Source organism: Anabaena sp. 4-3 (genome assembly GCF_001597745.1).
Taxonomy (GTDB): Bacteria; Cyanobacteriota; Cyanobacteriia; order Cyanobacteriales; family Nostocaceae; genus Trichormus.
The window spans coordinates 186,575-201,546 of the sequence record NZ_LUHJ01000050.1; the positions used below are offsets into that span (position 1 = coordinate 186,575).

General features: G+C 41.6%; 10 protein-coding genes and 1 pseudogene. 3 read left to right on the plus strand and 8 right to left on the minus strand.

The window, feature by feature from the left end; genetic code table 11:
• Positions 1 to 185 precede the first annotated feature (185 nt).
• A complete protein-coding gene (hisC, locus tag A3775_RS14550; protein WP_066380171.1) occupies positions 186 to 1,232 on the plus strand; it encodes a histidinol-phosphate transaminase in 1,047 nt (348 codons plus the stop codon).
• 118 nt (positions 1,233 to 1,350) lie between these two features.
• Here the strand turns inward: hisC and A3775_RS14555 are convergent.
• Positions 1,351 to 1,605 (minus strand): annotated as a pseudogene (locus A3775_RS14555) (general stress protein); the annotation flags it as partial.
• 213 nt (positions 1,606 to 1,818) lie between these two features.
• Between A3775_RS14555 and ligA the strand changes: the two are divergent.
• Positions 1,819 to 3,861 (plus strand): NAD-dependent DNA ligase LigA, encoded by a 2,043-nt coding sequence (gene ligA / locus A3775_RS14560; RefSeq protein WP_066425559.1) that lies wholly within the window; start codon positions 1,819 to 1,821, stop codon positions 3,859 to 3,861.
• Between the two features lie 52 nt (positions 3,862 to 3,913).
• On the opposite strand, the gene dusB is transcribed toward ligA, so the two are convergent.
• The 3 genes from dusB to A3775_RS25260 are packed head-to-tail and all read right to left on the minus strand — an operon-like array spanning position 3,914 to position 5,953.
• Positions 3,914 to 4,966 (minus strand): tRNA dihydrouridine synthase DusB, encoded by a 1,053-nt coding sequence (gene dusB, locus A3775_RS14565; protein ID WP_066380164.1) that lies wholly within the window; start codon positions 4,964 to 4,966, stop codon positions 3,914 to 3,916.
• A gap of 50 nt (positions 4,967 to 5,016) precedes the next feature.
• On the minus strand, positions 5,017 to 5,832 hold the full coding sequence (locus tag A3775_RS14570; protein ID WP_066380162.1) for an Rpn family recombination-promoting nuclease/putative transposase: 816 nt from the start codon (positions 5,830 to 5,832) through the stop codon (positions 5,017 to 5,019).
• The gene (locus A3775_RS25260; RefSeq protein WP_255363865.1) at positions 5,822 to 5,953 is read right to left on the minus strand and encodes a hypothetical protein; all 132 of its coding nucleotides are present in this window, start codon (positions 5,951 to 5,953) and stop codon (positions 5,822 to 5,824) included. The genes A3775_RS14570 and A3775_RS25260 overlap by 11 nt, the downstream gene beginning before the upstream one ends.
• A 313-nt stretch (positions 5,954 to 6,266) precedes the next feature.
• On the opposite strand from A3775_RS25260, the gene dnaK reads away from it, so the two are divergent.
• A complete protein-coding gene (gene dnaK / locus A3775_RS14575) occupies positions 6,267 to 8,168 on the plus strand; it encodes a molecular chaperone DnaK (protein WP_066380160.1) in 1,902 nt (633 codons plus the stop codon).
• A 179-nt stretch (positions 8,169 to 8,347) separates the two neighbouring features.
• On the opposite strand, the gene A3775_RS14580 is transcribed toward dnaK, so the two are convergent.
• The 4 genes from A3775_RS14580 to treZ form a co-directional block, all read right to left on the minus strand.
• Positions 8,348 to 9,583 (minus strand): LL-diaminopimelate aminotransferase, encoded by a 1,236-nt coding sequence (locus tag A3775_RS14580; RefSeq protein ID WP_066380159.1) that lies wholly within the window; start codon positions 9,581 to 9,583, stop codon positions 8,348 to 8,350.
• Positions 9,584 to 9,871: 288 nt separating this feature from the next.
• Entirely contained in the window at positions 9,872 to 10,246 is a 375-nt protein-coding gene (locus A3775_RS14585; protein ID WP_066425561.1) for a co-chaperone YbbN, read from the minus strand.
• A 1-nt stretch (position 10,247) separates the two neighbouring features.
• The gene (gene treY / locus A3775_RS14590) at positions 10,248 to 13,103 is read right to left on the minus strand and encodes a malto-oligosyltrehalose synthase (protein WP_066425563.1); all 2,856 of its coding nucleotides are present in this window, start codon (positions 13,101 to 13,103) and stop codon (positions 10,248 to 10,250) included.
• Between the two features lie 49 nt (positions 13,104 to 13,152).
• Positions 13,153 to 14,967 carry a malto-oligosyltrehalose trehalohydrolase gene (gene treZ / locus A3775_RS14595; protein WP_066380152.1) on the minus strand — a complete coding sequence of 605 codons (1,815 nt, stop codon included), beginning with the start codon at positions 14,965 to 14,967 and terminating at the stop codon, positions 13,153 to 13,155.
• Positions 14,968 to 14,972: the final 5 nt, after the last annotated feature.

The window sequence follows — 14,972 nt, forward strand, 5'->3', positions numbered from 1 at the left end:
AGATGAGGGGGATGAGGGGGATGTAGCTTGCTTCTCTTACGATGGCGTAAGCCTACCCGCAGGGTGGGGGATGAGGAAGATGAGGGGGAATGACTAATAATTAATGACTAATGACTAATGACTAATGACTAATGACTAATGACTAATAACTAATGACTAATGACTAATAACTAAGTGAACTTTTTATGTCCTACTTTCGTAGTAACATTGATGCAATGGCTAGCTATGTACCAGGTGAACAACCACCAAGGGATACACCAGTCATCAAACTTAACAGTAACGAAAATCCCTATCCTCCCTCCCCTGCCGCCCTCGCAGTATTGCAAAATATTGATGGGGAATGGTTGCGGAGGTATCCCGAACCTTATGGTGGACAATTTAGACAAGCTGTTAGTCAAGTCTTAGGAATTCCCCATGAGATGATCATAGTTGGTAATGGTAGCGATGAACTCTTAAGCATCATCATTCGCGCCTGTGTCGAACCAGGGAAAAAGATAGTTTATCCCATGCCGACCTATGTATTATATCGTACATTAGCCGAGATGCAAGCGGCGGAAATAATCGAGATACCTTACCCAGAAGACTACAGCTTACCACTAGAAGCACTGATAAAAGCGGATGGGGCTGTCACATTTATTGCATCACCCAATAGCCCATCGGGACACCTAGTTTCAACCGCAGACTTGAGAGAATTAGCCAATCAAATAACAGGCGTGCTAGTAATAGATGAAGCTTACGTAGACTTTGCCGAAGAGAACGCCTTAGACTTAACGCAAGCATACGAAAACGTCATAATAATTAGAACCCTATCCAAAGGATACTCCTTAGCAGGACTAAGACTAGGCTTTGGCGTAGCCAACCCGCAATTATTAACAGGATTATATAAAGTCAAAGACAGTTATAACATAGATGCGATCGCCTGTGCAGTAGGAGCAGTAGCCATCAAAGATCAAACCTATAAAAACACCTGTGTCGCCAAAATCAAAACCGCACGCCAACAACTCACACAAAACCTAAAACACCTGGGTTTTCGCGTCTGGGAATCCCAAACCAACTTCTTGCTAGTGCAACCACCGCAAAACAACGCCGAATACCTCTACCAACAACTCAAACAACAACAAATATACATCCGCTACTTCAAACAACCGAGACTAGAAGATAAACTAAGAATCACCATAGGCACAGAACAACAAAACCAAACCCTAATAGAAGCATTAACCAAACTCCTATAAAAACTCCGCGTACCTTTGCGTTTACCTCCGCGCCCCTCTGCGTTTAAAAACCTCCCATAACTAGGGTGCATAAGACACCTTAAAACACCCTAGCACGATCACAAGCAATCAATTAGCTTTCTGAGTCGTCCTCAGTTTCCTTCTTCCGTCCCCCACCGTGAGAATGCTTACCACCCTCACGCCCGATTTCCGCCATGTGTTCCCTATCTTGACTGACAGTTTCGCCACCTTTACGCCCAGCTTCCCGCGCTTCCTCCGGCGTGAATTCGTGAGCAGTACCCTTTTCATGAGCAGCGCGCCCGCCCTTACTAGCAATTTCGCGTTGCTTATCTTCATCCATCGAAGCGAAACCGCGTTTGCTTGTATCTGACATAATCTTACTCCTGGTAGTCAGCCCGTGCAAATTTTTACTGGTTACGCTTTGAATTTAACTAAGCAAAGTCCTTATATTCATTACCCATTGGTGGTAATCATAGCAGTGGAAACCACACCTTTAGATATATAAATTAATTTAGGTTTGTACCCTAGTTTTGATCATTGCGACAATTTTATCTATCATCCATTAGGCAACTTGTAATTTACTCTCATGATTCCCACTCAGACCGAAATCAAACGCGCTCAAGAACTGCGCCAATTGTTGCAACAAGCCAGCTATGCTTATTATGTCTTAGATGCACCGATTATGGAAGATGCAGTCTATGACCAACTATATCGCGAACTGCAACAATTAGAAGCGGAATATCCCGAATTAGTCACAGCAGACAGCCCAACTCAGCGCGTCGGGGAAAAACCAGCCACACACTTTACTTCTGTGCGGCACAATATACCCCTATATAGTTTAGAGAATGCCTTTAATCTGGAAGAATTGCAAGCATGGGAGCAACGTTGGCGCAGACAAGTACCGCCAACAGACTCAGCCGAATACGTGACAGAATTAAAAATTGATGGTTCGGCTTTGGCGTTGACTTACCAAAATGGTATCCTCGTGAGAGGTGCAACTAGGGGTGATGGGGAGATGGGCGAAGATATCACCCAAAATGTGCGGACTATTCGCTCAATTCCGTTGCGGTTAAACTTTGATGGCTTAGAAAATCTTGAAAAGATAGAGGTACGCGGTGAAGCTTTTTTACCTCTGGAAGTATTCCAAAACCTCAACGAACGCCGACAAAAAGCCGGAGAACAGTTATTTGCTAATCCTCGTAACGCTGCCGCCGGTACACTCAGACAATTAGACTCTCGGATTGTAGCACAACGACGGTTAGATTTTTTTGCCTATACGCTGCACATTCCGGGGATGGATGACGCGAGTATTGCTAATACCCAATGGGAAGCTTTGGAACTGTTGCAAAAGTTAGGTTTTCGGGTGAACTGTGAGCATCGCCTTTGTCAATCTTTGGCGGAGGTGGCAGAATACTATAAATATTGGGATACGGAAAGACTAAATTTACCTTACATGACTGATGGGGTGGTAGTCAAGCTGAATTCCTATAAATTACAAGAACAGTTAGGTTTTACGCAGAAATTCCCCCGGTGGGCTGTGGCGTTAAAGTATCCCGCCGAAGAAGCACCCACCCGTGTAGAAAATATTGCGGTGAATGTGGGAAGAACCGGGGCTTTAACGCCGTTGGCAGAAATGCGCCCTGTGGAATTAGCGGGGACGACGGTATCAAGAGCGACTTTACATAATAGCGATCGCATCGCTCAATTAGACATCCGCATCGGTGATACTGTGATAGTCCGCAAGGCTGGGGAAATCATCCCGGAAGTTGTGCGGGTACTGAAAGAACTGCGCCCATCTGATACCCAACCTTTTGTTATGCCTAGCCATTGCCCAGTTTGCGGACAACCTGTGGTTAGAGAAACTGGGGAAGCGGTGACTCGCTGTGTCAATGCTTCCTGTGCTGCCATTCTCAAAGGTTCGATTGAACATTGGGTAAGTCGGGATGCTTTAGATATTAAAGGCGTGGGGGAGAAATTAGTGCATCAACTTGTGGATAAGGGTTTGGTGCATGCCGTTGCTGATTTATACACCTTGACAAAAGAACAATTATGTGAATTAGAAAGGATGGGACAGAAATCAGCAGAGAAATTAATTCAGGCGATCGCCCAATCAAAAAATCAGCCTTGGTCAAGGGTATTATATGGTTTAGGCATCCGTCACGTTGGCAGCGTCAATGCTCAACTCCTGACTGACAAGTATCGCACAGTTGAACAGTTAGCCACAGCCAAGCAATCAGATATTGAGGGGATTTATGGTATAGGTGCGGAAATTGCTCAGGCTGTTTATCAATGGTTTCGGATTGATGCGAATCAAAAATTAATCGCACGGTTAAAAGCCACCGGGTTAAAACTGGAGAATACACAAGTACAATCAGCAGTTAGTAGCAGTAATCAAAAATTAGCAGGTAAAACCTTTGTGATTACTGGAACTTTACCGACTTTAAACCGTGAGCAAGCAAAAGAATTAATCCAAACAGCAGGCGGTAAAGTTACTGACTCAGTGAGTAAAAAAACTGATTATTTAGTTGTGGGTAAAGATGCAGGTTCTAAATTAGCCAAAGCCGAAAGTTTGGGAATTACCCAATTAACAGAGGCGCAGTTATTAGAAATATTAGGTAAAACTGAGTGAAGTCATGCGATCGCACTTTGATTATATTGTGTGCGATCGCCTGGATCATATCTTAAGCGACTTGAAAATTTTCCGCTTCTGCCATCAGCTCATAACCATGAGCTAACTGCTCAACAGCTCTATCAATCAAGTCTAAACCTTGTTGAACAGTTTCAATCACACTTAATTGTCCCCGTAATTCCGCCGCACCTACAAAACCCTTAGCGTACCAAGTCATGTGCTTACGGGCTTGACGCACACCGCGATCGCCTTTATACTCCCATAAAGCTTGTAAATGATCTCTGGCACATTCCAAACGTTGAATTGGTGTTGGTGCGGGTAACATCTCCCCAGTTTTCAAGAAATGATCAATTTCTCCCACCAAAAACGGATAACCCAAAGTGCCACGGGAACACATCACACCATCCGCGCCAGTTTCCTCTAAACATTTCACCGCCGCTTCTACAGAAAATATATCCCCATTGCCAATGACTGGAATTGACAGCACCTCTTTCACACGGGCTATCCATTCCCAACGAGCATTACCATTGTAACCTTGTGCGCGGGTGCGTCCATGCACAGTAATCATTTGCGCCCCTGCATCTTCCATACGTTTGGCAAAATCAAGAATGATGATTTCCTTGTCATTCCAGCCAATACGAGTTTTAACTGTTACAGGCACATCAACAGCCTTCACCACTTCCCGAACTATAGCCTCTGCGACTTCCGGCTGTCGCAACAGCGAAGAACCACCACCATTTTTAGTGATTTTATTGACCGGACACCCCATATTAATATCAACAGTATCCGCACCTTCCGCCACAGCTTTGACAGCTGCTTCCGCGAGAAAATCGGGACGACAGTCAAATAACTGTATACTAATAGGGCGTTCGTTGGGATCTACCTCCATAATTTTCGGTAACTGCTTGACATAGTGTAAGCCTGTAGCGTTCACCATTTCAGTGTACATCATCGAATCTGGAGCATAGCGACGCACAAGACGACGAAACACCATGTCTGTCACCCCAGATAAAGGCGACTGAAGAACTCGGCTTTTCACTGCAAATGAGCCGATTTTTAGGGGTTGAGCGAGTTTAGCTTGTAGGGAGGGGGACAGAGTAACCATAGGAACAATGCAATATACAAAATTAATGATAGCTATCTATGAAATCCAATTTACCTATCTTGATTTGGTGATTGTTTTTGTAATTCTTGCTGAACTTCTTCGACTGTCAAATCTAATTCCTGCGCTGTTTGTTCTACACTTAACCCTAATGTTTGCAATAAAGGAATTAAACGCAATTTCTCTTGACGCGCACCTTCTTGTCTACCTTCTTGTCTACCTTCTTGTTTAGCTTCTTGATAAACCCTTGTCTGTTCCAAATCACTTAAACTAAACATGCTCTCAATTTCCTCTCGACTCAAATTTGGGAATTTATAAACCAAGATTGTCTCTATTAATTCTAATAACTGTCGTTGTTGAGATTCGGGATTAATTTCTTGTCGAGTTCTATCGATTAACTCTCTGGCGGTGGTAATTGCTGTATCTTGATTTTCTATGACTAATTTTAGTGTAGCAATACCCACTGGTAATGTAGCTGTTTCACCTAATTCATCTAAATAAATGCGGTGAACACGAGGACTAGCTAATAATTCGCTGTAATGATTGGTGTCGGCTGTATCGAGGTTGCGCGTAGGATAGATGACTACAGCCCGCCAAGGATTTCTGGGCTGATATTGACGAATGTATAAAAAGATTTCCGAGAACAGGCGCGAATAAATTTCTGTATCGATTTGAAATTGGACTTCGACAAAGTAAATGGGGTTGTCTTGTGTGGGTAGAAAAACGCCATCAATACGAAATGCAGTCTGCTTGATTTCAACTGATGAGAATTGATAAGCGGTAGCGGTGTCGGGTGAATTGCCAATTAACTCAAAAAATATGCTGGGAAGCTCTTGAAAAAAACGATAAAAGATGCTGTCAGTTTTCACGCTGTATGGATAGTTGAGATTGACCCCATGATAATTTTACCGTGTGGGGGATAAATCGAGCGATCGCCTCACTCAAACTGCCCTTATTTACTTCTCCAGACGGCAAACACCACTTTAGCATTACGGTTCACCCTAATTACTCAAGGTATTAATTCTCATAAATTAGACAAAGTGAAAGCAGTTTGATCCATGAACCCACTAAAAACACCTTTTAAAATTAACCGTCCCCTCCATTGTTCGGGAAACCCCCCTTCATGGACTGACTATACAAGCTCAGTATATATATCAGCGTAACTTGGAGTTTCACCTCCAGGAGAACCACAACCAAGGTGATCAATGCTGAACTAACTGCTTTCTCTCAATAGTTGGTTCAAAAATAAAGTCCCTGATATTCTCATTCGTTCATTTGTAGTTATACGGAGCCAGCACCGAAAATGGCAAAAGTAGTAGGAATTGACTTAGGTACAACTAACTCCTGCGTCGCAGTAATGGAAGGTGGTAAACCCACAGTTATCGCTAACGCCGAAGGTTTCCGCACCACCCCCTCAGTAGTAGCGTTTGCGAAAAATGGCGACACTTTGGTAGGACAAATCGCCAAACGCCAAGCGGTGATGAACCCCGAAAACACTTTCTACTCTGTGAAGCGTTTTATCGGTCGTCGTTTTGATGAAGTTACCAACGAAGCTACAGAAGTATCTTACAAAGTTCTCAGCAGTGGCGGTAACGTCAAGCTAGACTCCCCTGGTGCTGGTAAACAATTTGCTCCAGAAGAAATTTCTGCTAAGGTTCTCCGTAAATTAGTTGAAGACGCTAGTAAGTACCTAGGCGAAACCGTCACCCAGGCAGTAATCACCGTTCCCGCATACTTCAACGACTCCCAACGTCAAGCCACCAAAGACGCTGGTAAAATCGCTGGTATTGAAGTCCTGCGGATTATCAACGAACCAACCGCCGCTTCCTTGGCTTATGGTTTTGATAAAAAAAGCAACGAAACCATCCTCGTATTTGACTTAGGTGGTGGTACATTCGACGTATCTGTATTAGAAGTAGGCGACGGCGTATTTGAAGTATTAGCTACCTCTGGTGACACCCACCTCGGTGGTGACGACTTCGATAAAAAAATCGTTGATTTCTTAGCAGAACAGTTCAAAAAAGACGAAGGTATCGACCTCCGCAAAGACAGACAAGCACTGCAACGTTTAACAGAAGCCGCAGAAAAAGCCAAGATTGAGCTTTCTAGTGTTACCCAAGCGGAAATTAACCTCCCATTCATCACCGCAACCCAGGACGGGCCTAAGCACCTGGATATGACCCTAACCCGCGCCAAGTTTGAAGAACTCTGCTCAGACTTGATTGACCGTTGTCGCATTCCCGTAGAACAGGCTCTACGTGATGCCAAGTTAGGCAAAAATGATATTGATGAAGTTGTACTGGTAGGTGGTTCTACCCGTATCCCCGCAGTCCAACAAGTCGTCAAGACTATCTTGGGTAAAGACCCTAACCAAAGCGTTAACCCTGATGAAGTGGTAGCTGTTGGTGCAGCCATTCAAGCAGGTGTACTCGCTGGTGATGTTACAGGTATCTTGTTGTTAGACGTAACACCACTATCTTTGGGTGTGGAAACCTTGGGCGGTGTGATGACCAAGATTATTCCTCGTAACACCACAATTCCCACCAAGAAATCCGAGGTATTCTCTACCGCCGTGGATGGTCAAACTAACGTAGAAATTCACGTTCTCCAAGGTGAAAGAGAATTTGCCAACGATAACAAGAGTTTGGGAACCTTCCGTTTAGATGGTATTCCTCCCGCACCCCGTGGCGTACCTCAAATTGAAGTTACCTTTGATATCGACGCTAACGGTATCCTCAACGTCACCGCTAAGGACAAAGGTACTGGTAAGGAACAGTCCATCAGTATTACTGGTGCTTCTACCTTAGATAAAACCGACGTTGACCGCATGGTGAAAGAAGCTGAACAAAACGCCACAGCTGACAAAGAACGTCGGGAGAAAATTGAGCGTAAGAACCAAGCCGACTCTTTGGCTTACCAAGCCGAGAAGCAGTTGCAAGAATTAGGTGATAAAGTTCCGGCTGCTGATAAGGAAAAAGTTGAAGGCTTAGTGAAAGAACTGCGCGAAGCTGTGGCTAAGGAAGACGACGAGCAAATCAAGAAGTTAACACCAGAATTACAACAAGCACTGTTTGCAGTTGGTAGCAACATCTATCAACAATCTGGTGGTGCTGCTCCTGGTGGTGCTGCTCCTGGTGATGGCGGTGCGGCTCCCTCTGGTGGCGGTGATGATGTGATTGACGCTGATTTCACTGAAACTAAGTAGACAGTAGGTTAGTACCAACATCATAACCCCGGTTTCTTCAAGAAACCGGGGTTTTTGTGTTTAAACTAGAAAGACAGCAGAGGTTTGGGGATATCTTCTCAACGACTGCTCTGCAATACATCACCCTAGGGATACAAACAGCAGAATTGAGCAGGGTGGGCAATGCCCACCACAACATTTTATACTTTAAACTTTTCGGTAATCCGCTTCATGGCTTCCTCCACATTCTCCCGGCTGTTAAAGGCGGAAATCCGGAAGTAGCCTTCACCGGCAGCACCAAAGCCAGAACCAGGTGTACCGACAACATTGCAAGTATGCAGTAGTTTATCAAAGAAATCCCAACTAGAAAGACCATTAGGAGTCTTCACCCAAACGTAAGGCGCGTTTACGCCACCATAAACGGCTAGTCCGGCGGCGGTGAGTTTTTCGCGGATGATTTTGGCGTTTTCTAAATAGAAGTTGACTAATTCTTTGATTTGTGCTTGTCCGGCTGCTGAGTAAACCGCTTCGGCTCCCCGTTGTATGATGTAAGATACGCCGTTAAATTTGGTAGACTGGCGACGATTCCACAATTTCCACAGTTCGACATCCGAACCATCGGCGGCTTTGGCTGTCAGGGTTTTGGGTACGACGGTTAAGGCGCAACGAGTGCCGGTAAAGCCGGCATTTTTGGAGAAGGAACGAAACTCAATGGCGCAGTCTCTTGCACCTTCGATTTCGTAGATAGAATGAGGCAATGAAGGATCTGTGATATATGCTTCGTAGGCTGCATCAAAGAAAATAATCGAGTGATTCGCTTTGGCGTAGTCTACCCATGCTTTCAGGTGTTCTTTGGTGGCGGTTGCGCCTGTGGGGTTGTTGGGGAAGCAGAGGTAAATTAAATCTACTTTTTGGCTGGGTATTTGGGCGGTAAAGTTGTTTTCGGCGGTGATGGGCAGGTAAACTAAACCTTCAAACTCGCCTTTATCGTTGGCAGCACCAGTATGTCCCGCCATTACGTTGGTATCTACGTATACTGGGTAAACTGGGTCAGTAACGGCGATAACGTTGTTATCTCCGAAGATATCGAGAATGTTACCTGTGTCGCATTTAGAACCGTCGGAAATGAAGATTTCAGAAGCATCAATGTCACATCCCCGTGCTTGGAAATCTTGAGCCGCAATTTTTTCTCTTAACCAAGCATAACCTTGTTCTGGGCCGTAGCCTTTGAACGTGTTGCGATCGCCCATTTCTTCCACTGCTTTAATCATCGCCTGACGGCAAGCTTCTGGCAAGGGTTCGGTGACATCACCAATACCCAAACGAATAATCTTAGCATCGGGATTAGCTTCCGCAAAGGCATTTACCCGCCGTGCAATTTCCGGGAACAGATATCCAGCTTTCAGTTTCAGGTAGTTGTCGTTAATCGTTGCCATAGTCAAGTTGAAAAAAACGGCCTAGATACATCAGCTTATCCTGACTTGTAGGCAAAGAAGTAATTTTAGTTGGCGAGTAGGGGTTTAGTAATGCTAAACCTTTATATGTGTTATAATAGGTTAAATTTTGTTTTTTTGCATTTCGTTAAAACAAGATGTGTTTAGCAATTTATTTAGCGGTTAGGTGATATCTCATTAATCTTTGCGCCTACTCTGCGAGTTCCGCTTGCGGTATGCACCTACCCTGGGGGTTCCGCCTTGGCGGTATGCGCGAACTAATTCCTAAATTCAATCAGCAACGCTGTGATTTTTCATAAAAGGTTGCAGACGTTGAATAAGATTTGCCGATGACATTAACTTTTTACTTTCTTCTTCTTCTATCTTTCCTATTAATTTACCATCCTGAAAAACTAATAGTGTTGGTAAAGGATGAACTTGATAATGCGAAGCTAAATTAGAATAAGCTTCACTATCAATTTTCACTATCTTAACTTGTGACTGCATTTTGACACTCACATCAGCCAAAACTGATTCTATCAAATGAGAAGGGCCACATACAGGAGAGAAAAAAACTACCAATAGCAATAAATCAGACCTAGATATTAACTCTTGTAATTCTTCGGCGTTAACTATCTGTGGATATTTTGCTTGATGAGCTTGCATATTATATTTCTGAAAGTGACATTTCTGGCAAAATCTGATTAGTGTCTTTTAAATCATAACCTAACAACGCCACGGGAAAGTATTTTAATGCTTCGCCAATTAACAAGATTTTATCAGCTTTAACTATTTGTCCAGTCATACCATCTAGTAAAGTTGAAGGTGTGGCTGGGGGTAACTCAATGTAAGTATCTTGCCAAACTTCTGTACCTAATGGATATTGTTCAGGCTGAATTAAGCTGGTAAAAAATCGCGATGCAATGGTAATAATAGTTTGGTCTTGATAAATTCTCGCAAAGGCGATAATGTGGTCTTTAAATTTTCCCTTGGCTGCTAAGGGTAAGTAACTACCCTGCTGAAAAACCTGTAAATTATTGACTCGGAATTTTAAAGCTTGCAGAATCAAAAACATCTTGATTCTACCATCTGCTTTATTTGCTAATAGCTCATCAATTAATTTGAGGATATCTGTGGGAATTTGTGCTTTAATCTCTTGGAGGTAAGATTTACGGATGGCAAAGTCAACCGGACGACGGTTATCAGGATCAACCATGCTAAAATCCCAGAGTTCTGTCCCTTGATAGAAGTCGGGAAAACCGGGAGAGGTAATTTTTAGTAAGGTTTGTGACAGGGAGTTGAAAATTCCATAGTCAGCTATGCGTTTTTGAAAGGGAATAAATTCTTGTAAAAATTGGTTGTCTGCTGAAGGTGTTAAAACTTTGGTAGCAAAGTCAATTACAGCATTTTCATAGGTGCTGTTTCGTCTTAACCATGCGGTGTAAACTTTGGCTTCTCGAATAGCTTTGAGGAGATAATCTAAGAGGCGATCGCAAAAATTTTCATACTCATTTTCAAAAAAGGGAAATGCTCCCACTAACATCTGATAAAATAAGTATTCATCGTTATTATCCGGCATAAAAACTTTTTTCGTCAAGCTGGTTTTATATTCACGATTCAGTTCATAAAATTTACGTACTTGTGTTTCCCATGCTTGAGGAATTTCTGATAAGACATTCAACCTGGCTCTAATATCTTCACCGCGTTTTGTATCATGGGTTGAGGTAGTATTCATGGTATACTGCCAACAAGCTTGTCGTTGTTGGTTAAAATCATGAAATTCATCAATATTCACTCCAAAACGGTCAGGATTTCCCCCAACTTCATTTAAAGAAATAAAACGGTTATAAACATATAAAGCTGTATCTTCTACACCTTTAGCCATTAATGGCCCTGTATATTGTTGCAACCGCATCACAAAATAAAGTCTTTGGTCTTGTTCTTCGGGTGTGAGAGAATCATCATGTTCTAGTAACAGTAATTTTTCAATAAAACTTAACTCATGATGTAGTAAGGGAAGATGGGATTTAGCCTGTTGAATAACCTCTTGAATATAGGGAATATCTGCTGCTGTTATGCCATCTTGATTGATATAAGTGCGATAAATAGGAAAGCGAGACAAAATTTCTGCGATCGCTCGTTTTAAGCCGTTGATAGTAAAATCATTACCATAACGATGTTTACCTGCTATTTTCTTTAAAATATAAGTTAAATTATCAATATCACCAGCTAAGTTTCTCTCAATCATTAAATGTTTTTTCTCAGTCACAACTTGCTCATAAGGTGTTCTCCAGCCTGTATTGTGATAGTATATTTGAGTAAAAGCATCTTGATTGTCTGTTAAACAAAAAATTCCATTGAGATAATTTAAAAATTCATATCCCGTAGTCCCTTGAATTTGCCAATTCTCAGGTAATTCTTCTCCTGTTTGTAATATCTTTTCTACACACAGATATACATCGCCTATTTTTTCTCGCAATCTTTGTAAATACTGACTTGGGTCATAAAGTCCATCTATATGGTCAACTCGCAACCCTGTAAACTCACCTGACTTAGCTAATTTACAAATTAAATTGTGAGTGTTTTTAAAGACTGTTTCATCCTCTACTTTTAATGATATCAATTCATTGACTGTAAAAAATCTTCTGTAATTAATTTCCTCAGCCCCAACTTTCCAAAATGAGAGTCTAAAAAATTGCTCAGAAAGCAAACTATCTAAAAGATTAAAACTTTCTGCTTTACCGATTTCGCCATTAAATAAACGAACATTATCATCAATAAATGTTTTAATTTCTGAATAGTCTGTATACAGTTCCCATAACAACCCTTTAACAAAATCTATTTGGTCTTGTCTTTCCGTTGGTGTGGCATCTTGAGGTATATGCTTGACCATATACAATATACCTAGCAACCTGACAAATATAGGATGTTTTCTCCCTAAAGTCTTAGCTAATTCCCTTAAATTTTGGCTTAAGAAAGTTGCATAAGATTCTAAATTAACTGGCAACTTCAAGTTATAATAATTAACACTCAATCCTGTTTGGTCGTAGCGTAATTGAATTTCTTGATTTTCTAATGCTTCTCCATAAAATTTACCCAGAAGTGGCGTTAAAATTGGTTCATGAGGATTACCAAAACCATTGCTGATCGGATAATTCCAGGCAATATCGAAATAATTAGTATAGATAGAATTAACCCCGTTTTCTAAAACATCCATCAGATATTTATTTTGGCTATCATAAGCTGCATGATTGGGTACAATATCCTGTAACCAACCCATCTGATGTTGTTTTAGTTCTTGAATTAAGTCAAAAAAGTCTTCTTGAGTTCCTAATTCGGGATTGAGTTGATTAGGGTCAACTATATCATAGCCGTGTGTACTACCTACTCGCGCTTTAAAAATTGGTGCAGCATAAACATCAGAAATTCCCAATTCTGCTAAATAGCTGGTGACTTCTTTAGCCGATTGAAAAGGAAATTGAGCATTAAATTGTATTCGGTAAGTTGCTATGGGAATACGCATGATATCAATTCAAAATTAAAAATTCAAAATTTGAAAAAACTATAAATTATCAAGTTTCGTAGAGGACAAAACTTTGAGCGCGGAGAGTTAATTCTGATTGTGAGTTAACTTCTTTTGGTGAAATAGAACCATTACCTAGCCATTGTTTATCAGCAGAGTCGAAAATTTTTAGACACTTATTATTGATGATTTCATTGTTAACAGTTATATCTGTTGTATGGAAATTCATTAAACAAAATATCTGATGTTCTGCGTTGTGTCTTCTCCACCACACAAGTTTTTTATCTTCAATACAACCAGCTTGTAAATTTTGGCGATTATCTGTCCTCAAAGCCGGATGTTTTTGCCGCAATTGTATAAGATGGCGATAAAAATCATAGATAATTTTATGCTTACCTTGTTGACGTTTATCCCAATGCAATTTACACATCAAAAAACTTTCCGGTGATTCTGGATCAGGTGGTTCACCTTCAGCGTGAAATTCCGCAAATTCTCGCTTGCGTCCTTCCCGCACAGCTTTAATTAAATCTGGGTCTGAATGGCTGACAAAATAGGTAAAAGGTGCTAATTCGCCATACTCCTCACCCATAAATAAAAGCGGAATGTAAGGGGATAAAATAACTGCACCAGCCGCTAATTTTAAGGCTTCAAAAGTAACTAGCTGCGATAATCGCTCACCTAAAATTCTATTACCTATTTGGTCATGATTTTGGATAGCAACTATAAACTGATGGGGAGGGCGATCGCTGACCGAATTCCCATGAAACCGGTTGCGAAAATGGGAATATTTCCAGTCATAAACAAAACTATCTGTATAAGCTTTAACTAAATGTTCACACCGACCAAAGTCAGCATAATAACCCAGGCGATCGCCTGTCAATAAAGTATATAATGAATGATGAAAATCATCACTCCATTGGGCATCAATTCCATACCCCCCCAATTCAGGCGGACGAATTACTTTAGAATCATTTAAATCACTTTCAGCAATTAAATAAACTTTTCTTCCCTGCGCTTGAGAAAACACAGCTACATTTTCTGCAAGTTCAGCCAAAAAATGTTTAGCACCCAAATCATAAATAGCATGAATAGCATCTAAACGTAGCGCATCAATATGATATTCCTCCAACCAATAAAGCGCGTTTTGAATAAAAAATTGCCGCACATCATAGCTATCAGCATCATCGAAATTAATCGCACTTCCCCAAGGAGTGCGATAGGTTTGGGTAAAATAAGACCCGAAGTGACTCATGTAATTACCTTCGGGGCCAAAATGGTTATAAACTACATCTAAAATGACAGCAATTCCCTGTTGATGACAAGCATCAACTAATAGTTTTAACTTCTTCGGCCCCCCATAAGAATCTTGCACCGCAAACGGATAAACGCCATCATAACCCCAATTTCTTGACCCCGGAAATTGTGCAATGGGCATTAATTCAATAGCATTGATGCCTAAATCTCGTAAATCTGGTAATCTAGGAATTATCGCGGCAAAAGTACCTTCTGGCGTGAAAGTACCAACGTGTAACTCATAAATAATCATAGTTTCTAAAGGAACACCAGACCAATTACTGTCATTCCAAGTAAAACTATGGTCGATGACTTGAGAAGGGCCATGTACATCATGCGGCTGAAAATTTGATGCTGGATCAGGTCGAGATTCCTGACCATTTAAATGATAAAAATAAAGAGTTCCTGGTTCAATATTTGTTGCCGTAACTCGCCAATAATTCCCTTGTTTTTGCATCGGTATCAGGCGCGTTTGTGGCGAAATAATTTCTAAGTCCACAGTTTGGGCATTTGGACACCAGACAGTAAATTCACAATAACCATCACCTAAATAATGCGCCCCTAGTTTCATATTTA

What these genes read in the sequence shown, in the direction of transcription:
- hisC (WP_066380171.1), top strand. Translation starts at nt 186, where the DNA reads ATGTCCTACTTTCGTAGTAACATTGATGCAATGGCTAGCTATGTACCA.
- ligA (WP_066425559.1), top strand. Translation starts at nt 1,819, where the DNA reads ATGATTCCCACTCAGACCGAAATCAAACGCGCTCAAGAACTGCGCCAA.
- dusB (WP_066380164.1), bottom strand. Translation starts at nt 4,966, where the DNA reads ATGGTTACTCTGTCCCCCTCCCTACAAGCTAAACTCGCTCAACCCCTA.
- A3775_RS25260 (WP_255363865.1), bottom strand. Translation starts at nt 5,953, where the DNA reads ATGCTAAAGTGGTGTTTGCCGTCTGGAGAAGTAAATAAGGGCAGTTTG.
- dnaK (WP_066380160.1), top strand. Translation starts at nt 6,267, where the DNA reads ATGGCAAAAGTAGTAGGAATTGACTTAGGTACAACTAACTCCTGCGTC.
- A3775_RS14580 (WP_066380159.1), bottom strand. Translation starts at nt 9,583, where the DNA reads ATGGCAACGATTAACGACAACTACCTGAAACTGAAAGCTGGATATCTG.
- A3775_RS14585 (WP_066425561.1), bottom strand. Translation starts at nt 10,246, where the DNA reads ATGCAAGCTCATCAAGCAAAATATCCACAGATAGTTAACGCCGAAGAA.
- treY (WP_066425563.1), bottom strand. Translation starts at nt 13,103, where the DNA reads ATGCGTATTCCCATAGCAACTTACCGAATACAATTTAATGCTCAATTT.
- treZ (WP_066380152.1), bottom strand. Translation starts at nt 14,967, where the DNA reads ATGAAACTAGGGGCGCATTATTTAGGTGATGGTTATTGTGAATTTACT.